Consider the following 13,817-nt stretch of genomic DNA (forward strand, 5'->3'; position numbering starts at 1 on the left):
TCTGCACGATCCGATGGACTAGGAGTCGAGTTTGCTCGCGCGGAGCTCGTGTCCCTTCGATGTCAGGCATCGACCCGTCGACAGATCCCACTGCCAGCCATGGAGATTGCAGGTCAGCTTCTCGCCTTCGATCACCCCGAACTTGCCGAGGTCGGCCTTGAGGTGCGGGCAGCGACGCTGGATCTCCCAGCCGTCCTTGGTGATCGACGCCGAGTCGTCGTGCGCCTCGGCGAACCACCCGTCCGCGTAGGCGATCCGCTCGTCGGTGAGGCATTTGAAGAAGGTGTAGAGGAACTCGTTGTAGCCGCCGATACGCCACGTGGTGAACCGCGTCGACAAGAAGATCGTGTTCACCCAGTCGGGCTCGTCGTCACGCAGAACGGTTCGCACGAGCTCGGTGGCGATGCGGAAGCCGTAACGGTACTTGCCTTCTCCCTCCTTCGGCTCGCGGACGATGCGGTTGGGGAAGTCGAGGACCACGGTCTCGGTGGTGTCGCCGGCCGGTCCGCCGCCCGGGGTCATGACCAGGCCCACGGGGTAGCCGATGCCGTCGCAGATGAGGTCCGACTGTCGCATGATCGGTTCGAAGAGGTCCCGCAGCGCCGGGAGCAGCGGCTCGCCCTCGGCGGGTGCCCACGACGCCTTCTCGGCGGCGATGACCGGCGCGAACTTCTCCTTCATGCGCTCGAGGTAGGCGCGCTTGTTCTCGCCGAACACGTCGGCGGGCGCATACGGGTGGGTGACCTCGTTGAGGGCCGGGCCGGTGAAGTCCGCGACCGAACCCGACACCATCATCAGACCGCGGTGTTTCTCGCCGTCGTCGGTGCCGTGGATGCGCATCTGCTCCAGGAACGTCTCCTGGTCGGGGAAGATCGATGTCGTGTCGGCGTTCTCACCCGAGCCGAAGTCGTTGAGGTAGAACAGATCCTCGTCGAGGAACATCGGCGGCCCGGCCGACGGGACCACCCAGGTCGCGCCGACCTGCTCGATGTACGAACGCGCACGGTCCATTCCGCGCTGACGCTTCTGAGATGCGAAGTTGGCCTTCGACTTACGAGGGATGTCGTAGACCATCGGATACCAGATGGCACCCGAGTACTGCAGTAGGTGGACGTCGACGTGTCCGAACGCCTCGTCGACGACGTCGAGGTCGATGGGCCGGGCGTCGTTCATGTTGAAGCAGACGGTCTCGCCGTCGGACACGACCAGGCCGCTGTCTCCGATCGGCCCGTCGGCGGGCGCACGCAGCGCGATGATCATGACGTCGAGCGAACCCTTGTCGTTGCTGACGGTCGTCTTCACCGAGTCGGTCGTCTCGACGAACTTGGTGAAGCCGAGCCGCTCCAGTTCACGGCGCAGATCCGGCACCGGATAGTCGGGGAGCAGGACGGTGGCGTCCTTGTTCACGTTGTCCCGCAGGTTGCGCTCGTCGAAGTGATCGCGATGCAGGTGGGAGACGTACAGGTAGTCGCAGTCCCCGAGCGACTTCCAGTCGAGTTCGGAGTTGTCGGGAAAGGGCACCCAGGAGGCGAAGTACGTCGGGTTGACCCAGGGGTCGCAGAGGATCGATCCGGCGGTGGTCTGGATGTGGAAACCGGCATGACCGATGCTGGTGATCTGCACGAAGGGGGCCTTTCATGTGTGCGCGGGGCTGCGCGGCAGTGCACTACAGGCCTCCAGGGTATCGACACGCGGACGAGCCCCGCGTGGGCCATGAGTCCTCACCGGGTGTCGTGGTGACGATCCTCACGAACCACGCGGGGCGATCGGCCTGCTCGGTCAGCCCGCGATACGGCGCACCGCGTTGCGCGCCAAGACCGGCAGCTTCGACGCCGCGAACAGGCTCCGGATGAGCTTGCTGTCGTCGCGCGGCATGAGGCCTGCGCGCTGGACGGCGTCGATGAAGTCGTAGAGGGTCTCGCCCTCTTCCATCAGGCCGTCGGCGTTGAAGTGATAGCGGTCGACGGCGGGCGCCTGGATGAATCGCCCGTCCCCGTAGATGGTGGGCGCCGTCTCGTCGTACGGGTACATCCGGAGGGGGCCGCTGAAGTGGCCGCTGCCGATGTACCGGATGACGGTGCGCACGGTGCCGTCGGGCTGCACATCGATGTAGACCTGGTCGGGCAGCGGGTCGTAGCGCCAGTCGGGGATGGCGTCGAAGAACGCGAAGTTGTAGGTGACGAAGTCGTCGATGCCGACGATCGTGCGGCCGAAGGTCGTGACGTCGGTGTAGCGGAGGTCCTTCGCATAGAGCTCGTCGTTGATGCTCATGTCGCGTACCAGGAAGCTCCACCAGTACTTCTTGGCCCAGGTCATGATCCACGTCAGGTCGGTGTCGTGGGCATTGCCGAGGTGCGTGAGCTTCTTGTCGAACATGTCGAACCAGTCGCGGGTGGACTGCTGCAACTCGGGTTCGGAGATGGCCCGGACCGGGACGCCGCGATTGGCCTTCAGGTACTCGGGGGCGGGTTTGGCGAGGCGAGGGGTGGAAAGAGCTTCTTGGAACGCTTCTTCACTGAACATGAAGCAGATGCTTCATGTTGAATCAGGTGATGTCAATGGGTGCGCCGGGAAAGATGCGACGATGAACGGATGACTTCGGGCAGGCTCTGGCGCGGACAGACGCTCGCCGATCGGTCCGACGAGCGGCGCGAACAGATGCTGGTGGTCGCCGAGGGACTGCTCGGCACGGGTGGCGCAGCCGCTGTGACGATGCGGGCGGTCGTTCGCGAGGCCAATCTCAGTCCGCGCTATTTCTACGAGAGTTTCGAGTCGCGGGAGCAGCTGATCACCGCGGTGTACGACCGGGTTACCCGAGAACTGCTCGCCCACGTGACCGCCGGAGGCCGTGCGGAGGACAGCCGGGACGGGGTGCGGTCATTGCTCGAGGCGTGCCGCGACTTCTTCGAAGCCGACCCCGGTCGTGCGCGGATACTGTTGCGCGAGCCGCTGGCCGACGACGTCCTGCGCGCACACCGGGCGGCGATCGTCCCGGGCTTCGTCGAAGCCGTGCTGACGCTGGTCGCCGATCGTCGGTCGATGCCGCCGGCGCGACTCGCGGTCGTCTCCTCGGCACTCGCCGGCGCGCTCACGGTCCTGTATCTGGACTACGTCGACGGGCGGTTGGAGCTCACGTCCGCCCAACTGGCCGATGCCGCCGTCGACCTCGTGTTCGCCATCGTCGGGGTCGGTGGGGGCGATCGCTAAGCTCTCTGCCATGGAACCCGTCTACGACGCCGTCATCACCACTGCCCGCCTGCTGTGGCTGGCCGAGGGACTGAAGTTCAAGGTCTCAGGTGTCGAACATGTGCCGGCCGAGGGGCCGGGGGTCGTCGCCATCAACCACACCGGATACCTCGACTTCACCTACGCGGGCATCCCCGCGTTCCTGCAGGGCAGGCGCAAGGTGCGGTTCATGGCGAAGAAAGAGGTCTTCGACAACAAGGTGTCGGGTCCGATCATGCGGTCGCTCAAGCACATTCCGGTCGACCGTGGGCAGGGCGCGGAGAGCTACCGGGCTGCGGTCGACTACCTCAAGCGCGGTGAACTCGTCGGCGTCTATCCCGAGGCGACCATCAGCCGCAGCTTCGAGCTGAAGACCTTCAAGTCCGGGGCGGCGCGCATGGCCCTGGAATCCGGGGCCCCGATCGTCCCCACCGTGATCTGGGGTGCCCAACGGGTCTGGACCAAGGGCCATCCCAAGCGACTCGGCCGGACCGGGTACCCGATCTCCATCGGGGTGTGCGAGCCGATCGCACCCACCGGCGACGCCGATGCGCTGACGGCGAAACTGCACGAGGTGATGAGCGCCAAGCTGCTCGAACTGCAAGACGGTTACGGCGAGCACCCGAAGGGCGAGTTCTGGGTTCCCGCCCGACTGGGTGGCTCGGCGCCGACGCTCGAGGAAGCGAACCGCATGGACGCCGAGGAGCAGGCCGAGCGTGCCGCCAGGCGTGAACGTCGGGAGGACGATCCCGGCGTGATCTGACGGTCGGTCGGTCGACCGTCGTCGGTCGTCGGCCGGAGATGTCCGTCGTGCCCCGCCGGTAATCTTGATCCATGAACCGCAGGGGGCACGCACACCGGGAGCCGGTGTATCGCGTCCTGGAGGTCATCGCGAACGGGCTCGTCCGCGCGCAGGCTCTCGACCTGCACTTCACCGGCATCGACAACATCCCGGACTCGGGTGGCGCGGTCCTGTGTGTGAACCACACGGGATATCTCGACTTCCTGCCCCTCGCGCTCGGCGTCCAGCGTGCGGGTCGCAGGACCCGGTTTCTGATCAAGTCCGAGGTCATGGACGTGGCGATCATGCGCTTCCTCGTCAACCACACGAAGACCGTGCCGGTCGACCGTTCGCGCGGCGCCGACGCGTACCGGGCGGCGCTCGGCCGGCTGCGCGACGGGCACATCGTCGCCGTCTATCCGGAGGCGACGATCAGTCGCAGCTTCGAACTCAAGGACTTCAAGAGCGGTGCGGTCCGGATGGCCGCCGAGGCGGGTGTCCCGATCGTGCCGGCCATCGTGTGGGGAGCGCATCGGCAGTGGACCAAGGGGGGTCGGCGTGACATCGGTCGCAGCAGACTCCCGGTTCACGTCCGGTTCGGAATGCCGTTCACCCCCGGTCCCGAGGAGACACCCGAGCGTGAGACGCTGAGGCTCCGCGACACCATGGCCGCCATGCTCTTGGAGGTGCAGGACGCCTATGGTGTCCATCCGCCCGGCGAGTTCTGGGTCCCGTCTCGACTGGGGGGCTCGGCGCCGACACCGCAGGAGGCCGCGGTGATCGAGGCCGACGAAGCACTTCGCAAAGCGGAGGCGCGGGCACAGCGGGCCGCCGAGAAGTCCCGGGGAGCCGCCGAGAGAGCTCGGTCGAGAGGAAGCAGACGCAGATGACATTCGGTCCACCCACACTCATCGCCAGCGACGTGGACGGAACCCTCATCGACGACGACAACCGCGTCTCCGCGCGGACGTTGTCGGTGCTGGCCGCAGCGCGCGCCGCCGGTGTGGAGTTCGTGCTGGCGACCGGGCGCCCACCGCGCTGGATCGCCGAGATCACCGACCAGTTCGCCGGCACCGACGCCTTCGTCCGATATGCGGTGTGCGCCAACGGCGCCATCCTCTACGACGCCGAGCACGACCGCGTCCTCTGGTCGGCGAACCTCGAGCCCGATGTCCTGCTGAAGCTGGGCGAGATCGCCTACCAGCAGATCCCGGGGTGCGGCATCGCGGCGGAGCGTGCGGGGCAGTCGGCCAACGACGCGGCCACGGCTCCCTTCGTCGCCAGCGCGGGATACGAACACGCCTGGCTGAACCCCGACCACGTCGAGGTCGGCGACGACGAGGTGTTCGGCCACCCGGCGGTGAAACTGCTCGTCCGCAAACCCGGTATGGCCAGCGACGAGATGGCCGAGCGTCTGGCGCCGATGGTCGGCGACCTCGCCCAGGTCACGTTCTCCACCGACAACGGACTCATCGAGTTGTCGGTGCCCGGCACCCACAAGGCCTCGGGGCTCGAGCGCCTCGCCGACCTCGCCGGACTCCCGGCCGACGCCGTGATCACGTTCGGAGACATGCCCAACGACGTCGAGATGCTCACGTGGGCCGGTCACGGTGTCGCCATGGGGCACGGACACCCGGCCGCTCTCGACGCCGCGGACGAGGTCACGGTCGGGAACAACGACGACGGCGTCGCCCGTGTTCTCGAACGTTGGTTCCCGGTCGGTTGATCCCGCAGTAGGCCCACACCGGGCTCAGACACATCGCCACCCCCGTTCGGATGTGCCGGCTCTGGCCGGCGATCTTCTCGGAGGTGGCGATGTGGCGTCTCAGGCCGCAGGCGGCACGGGCGCGGGTGCGCCCGGTTCGCCGGGCGGTGCGGGTGCACCGGGTGCCGGTGCTCCGGGTTCGGCCGGCGGTGGTGCGGGTGCCGCGGGGTCGGCCGGGGGAGCCGGTTCGGGCGCGGGTGCCGCGCCCCCGGCCAGTGCCCGGATCTGGGTGAGGGCGGCATAGCCGAACACGCCCGGGCAGCTGGTGCTGTTGTAGTCGCGGTGCCCGGCGATCATCGGGAGATTCGACTGCGTTCCGGCCGCGAACTTGCTGCCGGCGAAGCCTTCCGACGTCAGCGTCGCGGTGCCTGCCGGGTTCAGTCCGGCCTTGCCGAGGCGCCAGCGCAGGAAGCGGCCGGTCGCCGACACCATGGCCGCGGTCGGCGGAACCTCCTCGAGGTTGCCGATCATCGACACGCCCACCGTGTCCTTGTTGAAGCCGCCGGTGTGGGTGCCCTCGACGTTGCGGTCCAGGCCGCCGAACGCGCCTTCGAAGATCTGCCCGTATTTGTCGATGAGCACGTTGTAGCCGATGTCGCACCAGTTCAGGCTGCGCGCGTGATAGGCGTAGATGCCGCGGACGATCTCGACCGACTGTTGCGGGGTGTAATCGTTGCTCCCGGCGGTGTGGTGCACGATCGCACCCCGCATCTGCGGCGAGTACACCGGCTGCGAGCACCGGATCGATTCGTCGGCACCCCATTGCTGGCGCGCCACCACCTGCGGGCCGCCGGTCAGCGGGGTGAGCAGGGACGAGCCCAGCGAGAGCAGGCTCTCCGGGCTGATGAGCGTGGCCTTGAGGGCATTGAACGCCGTGGTGGCGAGGGTGGTGACCACCTTGCTCGCGGTGCCCACAGCGAGCTGGGCGAGATCGCCGCCCTGGGTCTGGGCGGCGGGGATCGCCAGCCCGTCCTTGCTGGCGGCCACCTGGACCTCGCGTGCGTCACCCACCCACACGGGTTCGGTGCCGACGGGGTTCTCGGCACTGACCTTCGCACCGCGTGAGATCTGCTCGAGTGCGGTCCACGGGCCCCACTTGCCGTCGGGGTTCTTCGCGCGCAGTCTGAGGTCGACGTCGGCGGGCCGGTCCCAGGTGAACGCCACCATCTTGATCGGGGCGTCGCGCACGATGTGCGTGACCGCGGCCCCGACCTCGCGGCCGTCGGCCATGGTCGGGATGGTCGGCGTCGACGATGTGCTCGTCGAGGCGCCCGGCCGGCGGGGCGACGGGGCGCGCGTCGGGGCGTCGGATGTGGGTGATGCTTCCGGTCCAGAGGTTTCCGGTCCAGAGGTTTCCGGTCCAGACGTTTCCGGTACCGACGAGTCCCGTGCGGGTGACTCGGTGGTCGGCGACCCTGATCGCGGCGCCCTCGATTCTGATGACTCCGATCCCGACGTCTCCAGTCCCGACGTCCCGGGCGCGCCTGATCTCGGCGAGCCGGAGGTCGTCGAGGGATCGCCGTTTCCGCCGGGTACGAGACCGCGGGGGAGCGGGACGGTCAGGTCGGGGAGCGGGAACGCATTCGGATCGATGGGCGGGAGCGACACACCGGCAGCCGCGAGTCCCGATGAGGCGACGTCGACGATGGCGGCCGGCAGCTCCCGCAACGGCACCTGCTCGATCTCGGTGTTGGCGACCTTCTGCTTGTTGTCCACGAGCTGGGGATCGTTCGTGCTCGCGACGACCACGAACGGCGTGGCGACGACCGCGGCGGCGATGGCCGCGAGCGCGATCGAGTGTTTCGGTCTGGGGTAACGCACTCAGGTCTCCTCGCAGGTTGGTCGGACCGCGTCCGGGTGGGTGCGGGGCGTGTCGGGGTCCGGTCAGCCGTGGAAATCGATCGTGGCGATCGACGCAGCCCGAGCCGCCGAAGCGGCATCGAGCGTGTTTCGGTACGGCGGTCATCGTCACCGCATGGCGACCGTGGAAAGAGCGGCACACGCCGCAATCCGGTAACTCGTGATGCTCTTGTTATCGAAGGGGCGAGAGTGACGTCTGTGGCTACTGAGCATCCCATTGGGCCCGGCAGCCGTATGACATCGGAGTCGGAAGCCGGACACAAAGTCATACGGATCGCAGGAGCCTCCGTGGTCGAACCGAGGTCACGACCGAGGGGGCAACTCGTGACTCGGTTGTGATCCCCTCGGGTTGTTGATCGGTCGCCCACTTCACTAGGGTCACTTAAGTCCCAATCGTCACATCAGTCACAAGCGTTACGGGCGTCGTAGAGAGAGCGGCGGTCGAGGCTGGTGTCGTCGCGACCGAAGGATGTGTTCAGCAGTGACCAGAGTCCGACCCACACGGCGTCTGCCGAAATGGACGGCGAGCGTCGCGCGGCCCGCACGGGCCCGCAACCGCGCGTTGACCTGGGCCGCGGCCGGGCTTGCGCCCGCACTGCTCGCCGGTGGCCTCGCTGTCGCGAGTTCATCGAATTCGACCCCCGAGGTCGAACTTTCGGTCGGGTCGACGGTGACGCTGATCGGGCACGGTCATGGCCACGGCCGCGGAATGGGGCAATGGGGAGCGTACGGCTACGCCCGCAAGGGCTGGACGGCACAGCAGATCCTGCGCCACTACTACGGTGGCACCACCGCGGGGAAGGTGGACAGGCCCGAGATCATCGTGGCCCTCACGGGTCAGAACTCGGTGAATGTGCACGCGGACGCCGGCATGCGAGTCGGTGGTCAGACAGTGGCTCCCGGACAGGCGGTCAGCCTGTCCGGGGGCACAGCAACGATCCTCAGCGGGTGCGGCGGCGGTGCGGTGCGATCGGTACCCGCCACGTTCGTCGAACCACTCAGCATGGCCCCCAACCGACCTGCCGGTGAGTTCCTCAAATTCTGCGGATCCAACAAGGCCTACCGGGGTGCGCTCGGCCTCGAAGGTGGTCGCGTCGTCAACCGCATCCACGTCGACGACTACGTCAAGGGCGTCATCCCGCGCGAGAGTCTGCCCGCCTGGGGCGATTCCGGCGGTGCGGCAGCGCTGCAGGCGCAGGCCGTGGCGGCCCGAACCTATGCGCTGGCGGCCATCGCCGGCGGCAAGAAGATCGACGACACCCAGAATTCTCAGGTCTACGGCGGGGTTGCGGGCGAGGACCGGCGGACCAACGCCGCGGCCGACGCCACCGGTGGCCAGATCCTGCTGCAGAACGGACAACCCGCCTTCACCGAGTTCTCCGCATCGACCGGCGGCTTCACCGCAGGCGGGCGGTTCCCCGCGGTGATCGACGAGGGCGACACCGTGTCGCCCAACCACAACTGGACCGCGACCGTCAGCGCCGGCAGCATCGGCTCCGCGTTCGGCGTCGGTGCCCTGCAGCGGTTCGAGGTCATCGAGGCCAACGGCCTGGGCGCCGAGCACGGTCGCGCGATCAAGGTGCGCGCAGTGGGCTCGGCCGGTACCCGTGAGGTCACCGGCGAAGAAGCACGCACGAAGCTGCAGCTCAAGTCGTCGTGGTTCTCCGTCCAGGGTCAGCCGGCCCCCCCGCGGATCGTCAAGCCGCCCACCGGTCCGGCGTCGCCCGGCGGCGGTGGGATCGACTTCGGCAGCCTCAACCAGCTCGCCGAGCAACTCGTGCCCGGATCGTCGAAGATCCTGGACATGGCGACATCGGCGATGAACGGACGGTTCGCCGACCTGGGTGGGATCACCGGCCCCCTCGGGCAGGCACTCGGCGTGCCTGCACTGACGCCGGACGCCGCCGGGGTCACCCAGCTGTTCGAGAAAGGGATGATGTTCTTCACCCCTGCGACCGGACCCCGCGTCCTCGTCGGCAAGGCACTCGAGCGGTATCAGGACCGCGGCGGCATGCCCGTGCTCGGTTTCCCCAAGCGCGACGCCTTCCGCTGAGACGTCAGACCTCCGGTCCCGCCTCCACGATCTGGGCGGCGACGTCGACGAGTTTGGTGTTGGTGTCCTGTGACAGCCGGGCGAGCAGTGCGAACGCCTCGGCCGCGTCGAGGCGATAGCGTTCCATGATCATGCCCTTGGCCTGACCGATGATGTCGCGGGTCCCGAGCGCGGCACGGAGCTGCTGCTTCTCCTTGACCGCCCCGAATGCGGTCGCCGCGTGCGCGGCGAACAGCTCACCCAGCAGCAACGCCTCGTCGGTGAACGCATGTGTCTCGGTGCTGTGGAGGTTCAGCGCGGCGGAGTCGTCGCCGTCGATGTAGAGGTAGAAGCACGCCATCGAGCGAATGCCCAGGGCCGAGGCCGACGCGGCGAAAGCCGGCCAGCGCGACTCCTCGGTCATGTCGTCGATGCAGACGGTCGAGACGCCGACCGCTGCTCGCAGACAGGGTCCCTCGCCGAGTTCGCGCTGCAGCCGGTCGGCCTCGCCGCCGAGGTCGCCCACCATCACGGGAGTCTCGACGGTGTTGTCGGTGACGAGGGTCACCGTGGCGTACTCCGCCCCGGGAACCGCATCCACCGCGAACTTGATCATCGAGCGAAGTGCCGCTTCGGTGTCGTCGCTCTCCTTGCGCATCTCACCTGCGATGCGCGTCATCTGCGCACCGAAATCCGCCAGCTCGGTCACTCCTGCCTCCTCATGAGACGTGGTTCGGCGCCTTGGCCGGAGTGACAGCAAAGGGGCTGACGTCGAACACACCCGTTGTCAGACGTCCCATTATGCCGTACGGTGTGCGGCACCGGAAGCGACCAATCCTTCTCGTTGCGCAACCGATCCGGTCGGTGACGAAGTCATCACGTCGAGGCAGAAGTCGGTGTCCGAGTAGGTCGCCGACAGGTGCAACGCCGAAGAGCGCAATGCGTCGTGCACGTCATCACCGGTCCGCGGGTACTCCTCGACCCGCCACCTCCAGTGCACCGCGACCACCTCGCCGGTCGGTGTCAGCGACTCCGGTAGGCGTGCGATCAGTTCGTCGAGGTCGGTGTCGTCGAGGTAGTACAGGACCTCGCTGAGGACGATCAGGTCGAACCGGCCCGACGGCCAGTCGGAGACGATGTCGCCGACGCGCACGTCGACCGAGTCGTGGCCGTCGAGTCGCCTCCGCGCGAGTTCCACCGCACGTGGGCTGACATCGGTGCAGAGCAGATGGTCGGCGCGCGTGGCCAACTCGGCGCTCAGCACGCCGATCGAGCAGCCGGGCTCGAACACCGATCCGTACCGTGGGGAACTCAGCGCCGCGAGGGTCAGGGCGTACTTCCGTTGCTCGTACCAGCGCGAGGTGAAGCCCCATGGGTCGTCACTGCTGCCATACATGTCGTGAAAGTAGCTGTCGGGGAGTGATTTTCGATCACCGCCAGCGGTGCCGTCGTCGGTCATGTCCTTGCCCGTCCTGTCCTCGCCGGTCCTGTTGTCGCCCCGTCGTGTTGTCGCCCGTAGGTCGTCACCGGCATCGTCTGTCTCGCGCCGCCTCGGGTGCCCCGTTCACACGAAGACGAACTCCCGATCGCGGAGCAACCGGTCGAGAATGTGCGGACCGAGAACGGCGGCGTCCTCGGGTGCCGATGACAGCGGGCGGATCTGGGTCTCGAAGGCCCGCACCGCCGCGCGTTTGGCCACGGCGATGTCGTCGTCGAGGACGCGGGTGCGCAGCCTGTGCCAGGGGATGTCCGGATCGTCGGGAGTTGCCCAGTGCCACATCCAGATCGGATACATCCAGACCGGGACGCCGCGTCGATCGGCGATGCGGCGCGCGCACCGTCCGACGGCCTCGTGGTCGGGATGACCGTCGTGCGCCCAGACCGCCAGCAGCGCGGTCGGGGTCTCGGGCTCCTCGGTGATCACCGCGTCGACGATGGCCTCGATCTCGTCTTCGTGGGCCGACAGGGTGCCGTCGCCGAGCCCGCACCATCGGGTGGGGCCGATGCCCAGCGTCGACGTGGCGGCGTCGACTTCGGCGTGGCGCCGGACGGCCAGCTCGGCCGGTGACAGCGTCGGCGAACCGGGATGCGACGCCGAGCCGTCGGAGAGGCAGAGCGCGACGACGTCGACACCCCGTCGGTGGGCGGACGCCATCACCCCGCCGACGCCGAGGATCTCGTCGTCGGGGTGGGCGGCCAGGACGATCAGCCGCCGGACGTCCGGCTCGAAGTCGGGCCACGGCCCCCGCACGGCGAACCACCGCTGCCACTCCGACTCCGGGGTTCCCTCCGACGATGTCGGGGTCGTCCCGAAGCGGTCCGTCGAGGAGATGTCGCCGGTCGTCATGACGTCTCCGGTCCCGGGCCGGGTATCCGACCCCCGGTCAGTCCGCCCAGGACCGCGAGATCACGGTCGGCGTGGGACTGCCGGATGTAGACGGCGAGGTCGGCGACAGCCTGGGCGTGATCGGGATCGGCGGCGAGCGGGCCGGGGCCCAACGCACGCCCGACCCGATCGATCACCGCGGTGGCGACCTGTTCGACGGACCAGCGCACCGCGAAGGCGAGACGTTTCGACGGCGCCGTCGGATCGGCGTCGATGTCATGTGCCGCGGCCTGCAGGTGCGCCCATCCGGCCGCGAGGTGGGCGTCGACCGCGCCCGCGTGCATCCGCAGCAACGCGTCGTCGGAGCGCTGGGCCGCGCGGTAGAGCGGTGCCGCGACCTTGCGCGCCCCGCCGAACCAGCAGGCCGCGACCCCGATCCCGCCGTGCCAGAAGCCCGGCCGGTCGAGGTAGGCGCCGGGTTCGCCGATCGGGTCGGCCGGTACGGCGTCGAACGACACGGTCCCGGTGTCGGAGCCATGCATCCCGGTGTTGACCCACCCGGTGCTGTCCGCGGACACCCCGGTGTGTCCCAGATCGACGGCGAACAGCCGGTCGCCGCCCTCGGTGTGCGCGGTGATCAGCGCATGGGTGCACGACGTCGCCCCCGAGCACCATTCCTTGATCCCGCTCAGTTCCCAGCCACCCGCAGCGGACCGGGCGTCCACTCGGGTGTCGCGGGCCTGGGCGGCCCACACGCCCCAGAACTCGCCCGGGGCGGTCCCGCCGCCGCAGATCTCCGCGAGGATGGCGTCGGCGTCGGCGTGCGCCTCGACGAGGCGGCCCGTGCTGATGTCGTCGGAGCATGCGCGGACGAGAGCGGCGAACCGGTCGAGGGTGCGGCCGCCGCCGGGTCGGGGGAGCGCCCAGGACGGATCGGCGACGATGGCCCGGGCCCGCGCGGGCGTCATCCGGTGGCCGCCTCGGGTTGGTCGTCGGCCAGGTCCCGCAGGTAGCTCGCGAACCCGTACCGGGTGCGTCCCTCCCGCCGGGTCGACGTGCGAACCGGGACCTGGGCGCCCCTTTCGATCGGCGCACCCGCGGCGCGCAGGCGATCGACGAGATCGACGTCCTCGTCCGCGTCGAGCTCGGCGAACCCGCCGACGGCGCGGTACGTCGAGGCCCGGACGCCGAGGTTGGCACCGTGGACGTGACCGTGTCCGGGACTCGCGTCGTACTCCCGCAGGTACTTCTCGCCGGTCCCCGGCGGCCACCCGTCGAACCCGTCCGGGGTGACGGTGCCCACGTACGCGTCCGCGCCGGCATTCGCGGCCGCCAGGTGTTCGACGAGCCAGTCCCGGGGGACCGTCGAATCGGCGTCGGTGGTCGCGAACCACGTGGTGTGCGACTCCGCGGCCGTGGGGGCGGCTGCGTCGAAGCCGGCTCGACGCGCCGCCCCGACGCATCGCACGTCGACGACGACGGTCGAGACATCCGCCGTGAGCATCGTTGCGGAATCGTCGTCGCACGCGTCGAGCACCACGACCACCTGCACCGGGATCGCCACCGCCGCCGTAGCGGCGCCGAGAGCGTCGAGGCATGCGGGGAGGTGCTCGGCCTCGTTGTGGACGGGGACCACGACGACGATGCGCGCGACCGCAGGGTGCGGCGATGGTGTCTGCTCCCGGAGGAGCCCTGGAGCCTGCGGAGGGGCGTCACGAAGGGCAGCCGATGCCCGGTCGTCGGACGGTCGTACGAACAGCGGCGTCACGCAAACCCCGAACTACTCACAGGACAAGGCACGGGCCCGGGGACTACAGGCCGACGATCG

General features: G+C 68.6%; 13 protein-coding genes. 5 read left to right on the forward strand and 8 right to left on the reverse strand.

Annotated features, from left to right (window positions below):
• Positions 1-18: 18 nt before the first annotated feature.
• Positions 19-1,623 carry a Rieske 2Fe-2S domain-containing protein gene (locus MAY35_RS08840; protein ID WP_238420815.1) on the reverse strand — a complete coding sequence of 535 codons (1,605 nt, stop codon included), beginning with the start codon at positions 1,621-1,623 and terminating at the stop codon, positions 19-21.
• A 156-nt stretch (positions 1,624-1,779) separates the two neighbouring features.
• Entirely contained in the window at positions 1,780-2,523 is a 744-nt protein-coding gene (locus MAY35_RS08845; protein WP_238420817.1) for a nuclear transport factor 2 family protein, read from the reverse strand.
• Positions 2,524-2,592: 69 nt separating this feature from the next.
• Here MAY35_RS08845 and MAY35_RS08850 point away from each other — a divergent pair, with 69 nt between their 5' ends.
• The 4 genes from MAY35_RS08850 (at position 2,593) to MAY35_RS08865 (ending at position 5,732) form a co-directional block, all read left to right on the forward strand.
• Positions 2,593-3,207: a TetR/AcrR family transcriptional regulator gene (locus MAY35_RS08850; protein WP_238420819.1), complete on the forward strand. Its 615-nt coding sequence runs from the start codon at positions 2,593-2,595 to the stop codon at positions 3,205-3,207.
• Positions 3,208-3,217: 10 nt separating this feature from the next.
• A complete protein-coding gene (locus tag MAY35_RS08855; RefSeq protein WP_238420821.1) occupies positions 3,218-3,988 on the forward strand; it encodes a 1-acyl-sn-glycerol-3-phosphate acyltransferase in 771 nt (256 codons plus the stop codon).
• Positions 3,989-4,059: 71 nt separating this feature from the next.
• Positions 4,060-4,896, forward strand: coding sequence for a 1-acyl-sn-glycerol-3-phosphate acyltransferase (locus MAY35_RS08860; protein WP_238420823.1), 837 nt, complete (start codon positions 4,060-4,062; stop codon positions 4,894-4,896).
• Positions 4,893-5,732, forward strand: coding sequence for an HAD family hydrolase (locus tag MAY35_RS08865; protein WP_238420825.1), 840 nt, complete (start codon positions 4,893-4,895; stop codon positions 5,730-5,732). The genes MAY35_RS08860 and MAY35_RS08865 overlap by 4 nt, the downstream gene beginning before the upstream one ends.
• 99 nt (positions 5,733-5,831) lie before the next feature.
• Here the strand turns inward: MAY35_RS08865 and MAY35_RS08870 are convergent, their stop codons facing one another.
• Positions 5,832-7,592 (reverse strand): N-acetylmuramoyl-L-alanine amidase, encoded by a 1,761-nt coding sequence (locus MAY35_RS08870; protein WP_238420828.1) that lies wholly within the window; start codon positions 7,590-7,592, stop codon positions 5,832-5,834.
• A gap of 508 nt (positions 7,593-8,100) precedes the next feature.
• Between MAY35_RS08870 and MAY35_RS08875 the strand changes: the two genes are divergently transcribed.
• Entirely contained in the window at positions 8,101-9,684 is a 1,584-nt protein-coding gene (locus MAY35_RS08875) for a SpoIID/LytB domain-containing protein (RefSeq protein WP_238420830.1), read from the forward strand.
• Positions 9,685-9,688: 4 nt separating this feature from the next.
• On the opposite strand, the gene MAY35_RS08880 is transcribed toward MAY35_RS08875, so the two are convergent.
• The 5 genes from MAY35_RS08880 to MAY35_RS08900 form a co-directional block, all read right to left on the reverse strand.
• A complete protein-coding gene (locus MAY35_RS08880) occupies positions 9,689-10,372 on the reverse strand; it encodes a GAF and ANTAR domain-containing protein (RefSeq protein ID WP_238420832.1) in 684 nt (227 codons plus the stop codon).
• Positions 10,373-10,462: 90 nt separating this feature from the next.
• On the reverse strand, positions 10,463-11,122 hold the full coding sequence (locus tag MAY35_RS08885; RefSeq protein ID WP_238420835.1) for a class I SAM-dependent methyltransferase: 660 nt from the start codon (positions 11,120-11,122) through the stop codon (positions 10,463-10,465).
• A gap of 105 nt (positions 11,123-11,227) precedes the next feature.
• Positions 11,228-12,010 (reverse strand): PIG-L deacetylase family protein, encoded by a 783-nt coding sequence (locus tag MAY35_RS08890; protein WP_238420837.1) that lies wholly within the window; start codon positions 12,008-12,010, stop codon positions 11,228-11,230.
• On the reverse strand, positions 12,007-12,957 hold the full coding sequence (locus tag MAY35_RS08895; RefSeq protein ID WP_238420839.1) for an acyl-CoA dehydrogenase family protein: 951 nt from the start codon (positions 12,955-12,957) through the stop codon (positions 12,007-12,009). Before MAY35_RS08895 ends, MAY35_RS08890 begins: the two co-directional genes overlap by 4 nt.
• Positions 12,954-13,757 (reverse strand): glycosyltransferase family 2 protein, encoded by an 804-nt coding sequence (locus tag MAY35_RS08900; protein WP_238420841.1) that lies wholly within the window; start codon positions 13,755-13,757, stop codon positions 12,954-12,956. The genes MAY35_RS08895 and MAY35_RS08900 overlap by 4 nt, the downstream gene beginning before the upstream one ends.
• Between the last annotated feature and the right edge of the window lie 60 nt (positions 13,758-13,817).

Source organism: Gordonia sp. 'Campus' (genome assembly GCF_022206305.1).
GTDB lineage: Bacteria > Actinomycetota > Actinomycetes > Mycobacteriales > Mycobacteriaceae > Gordonia.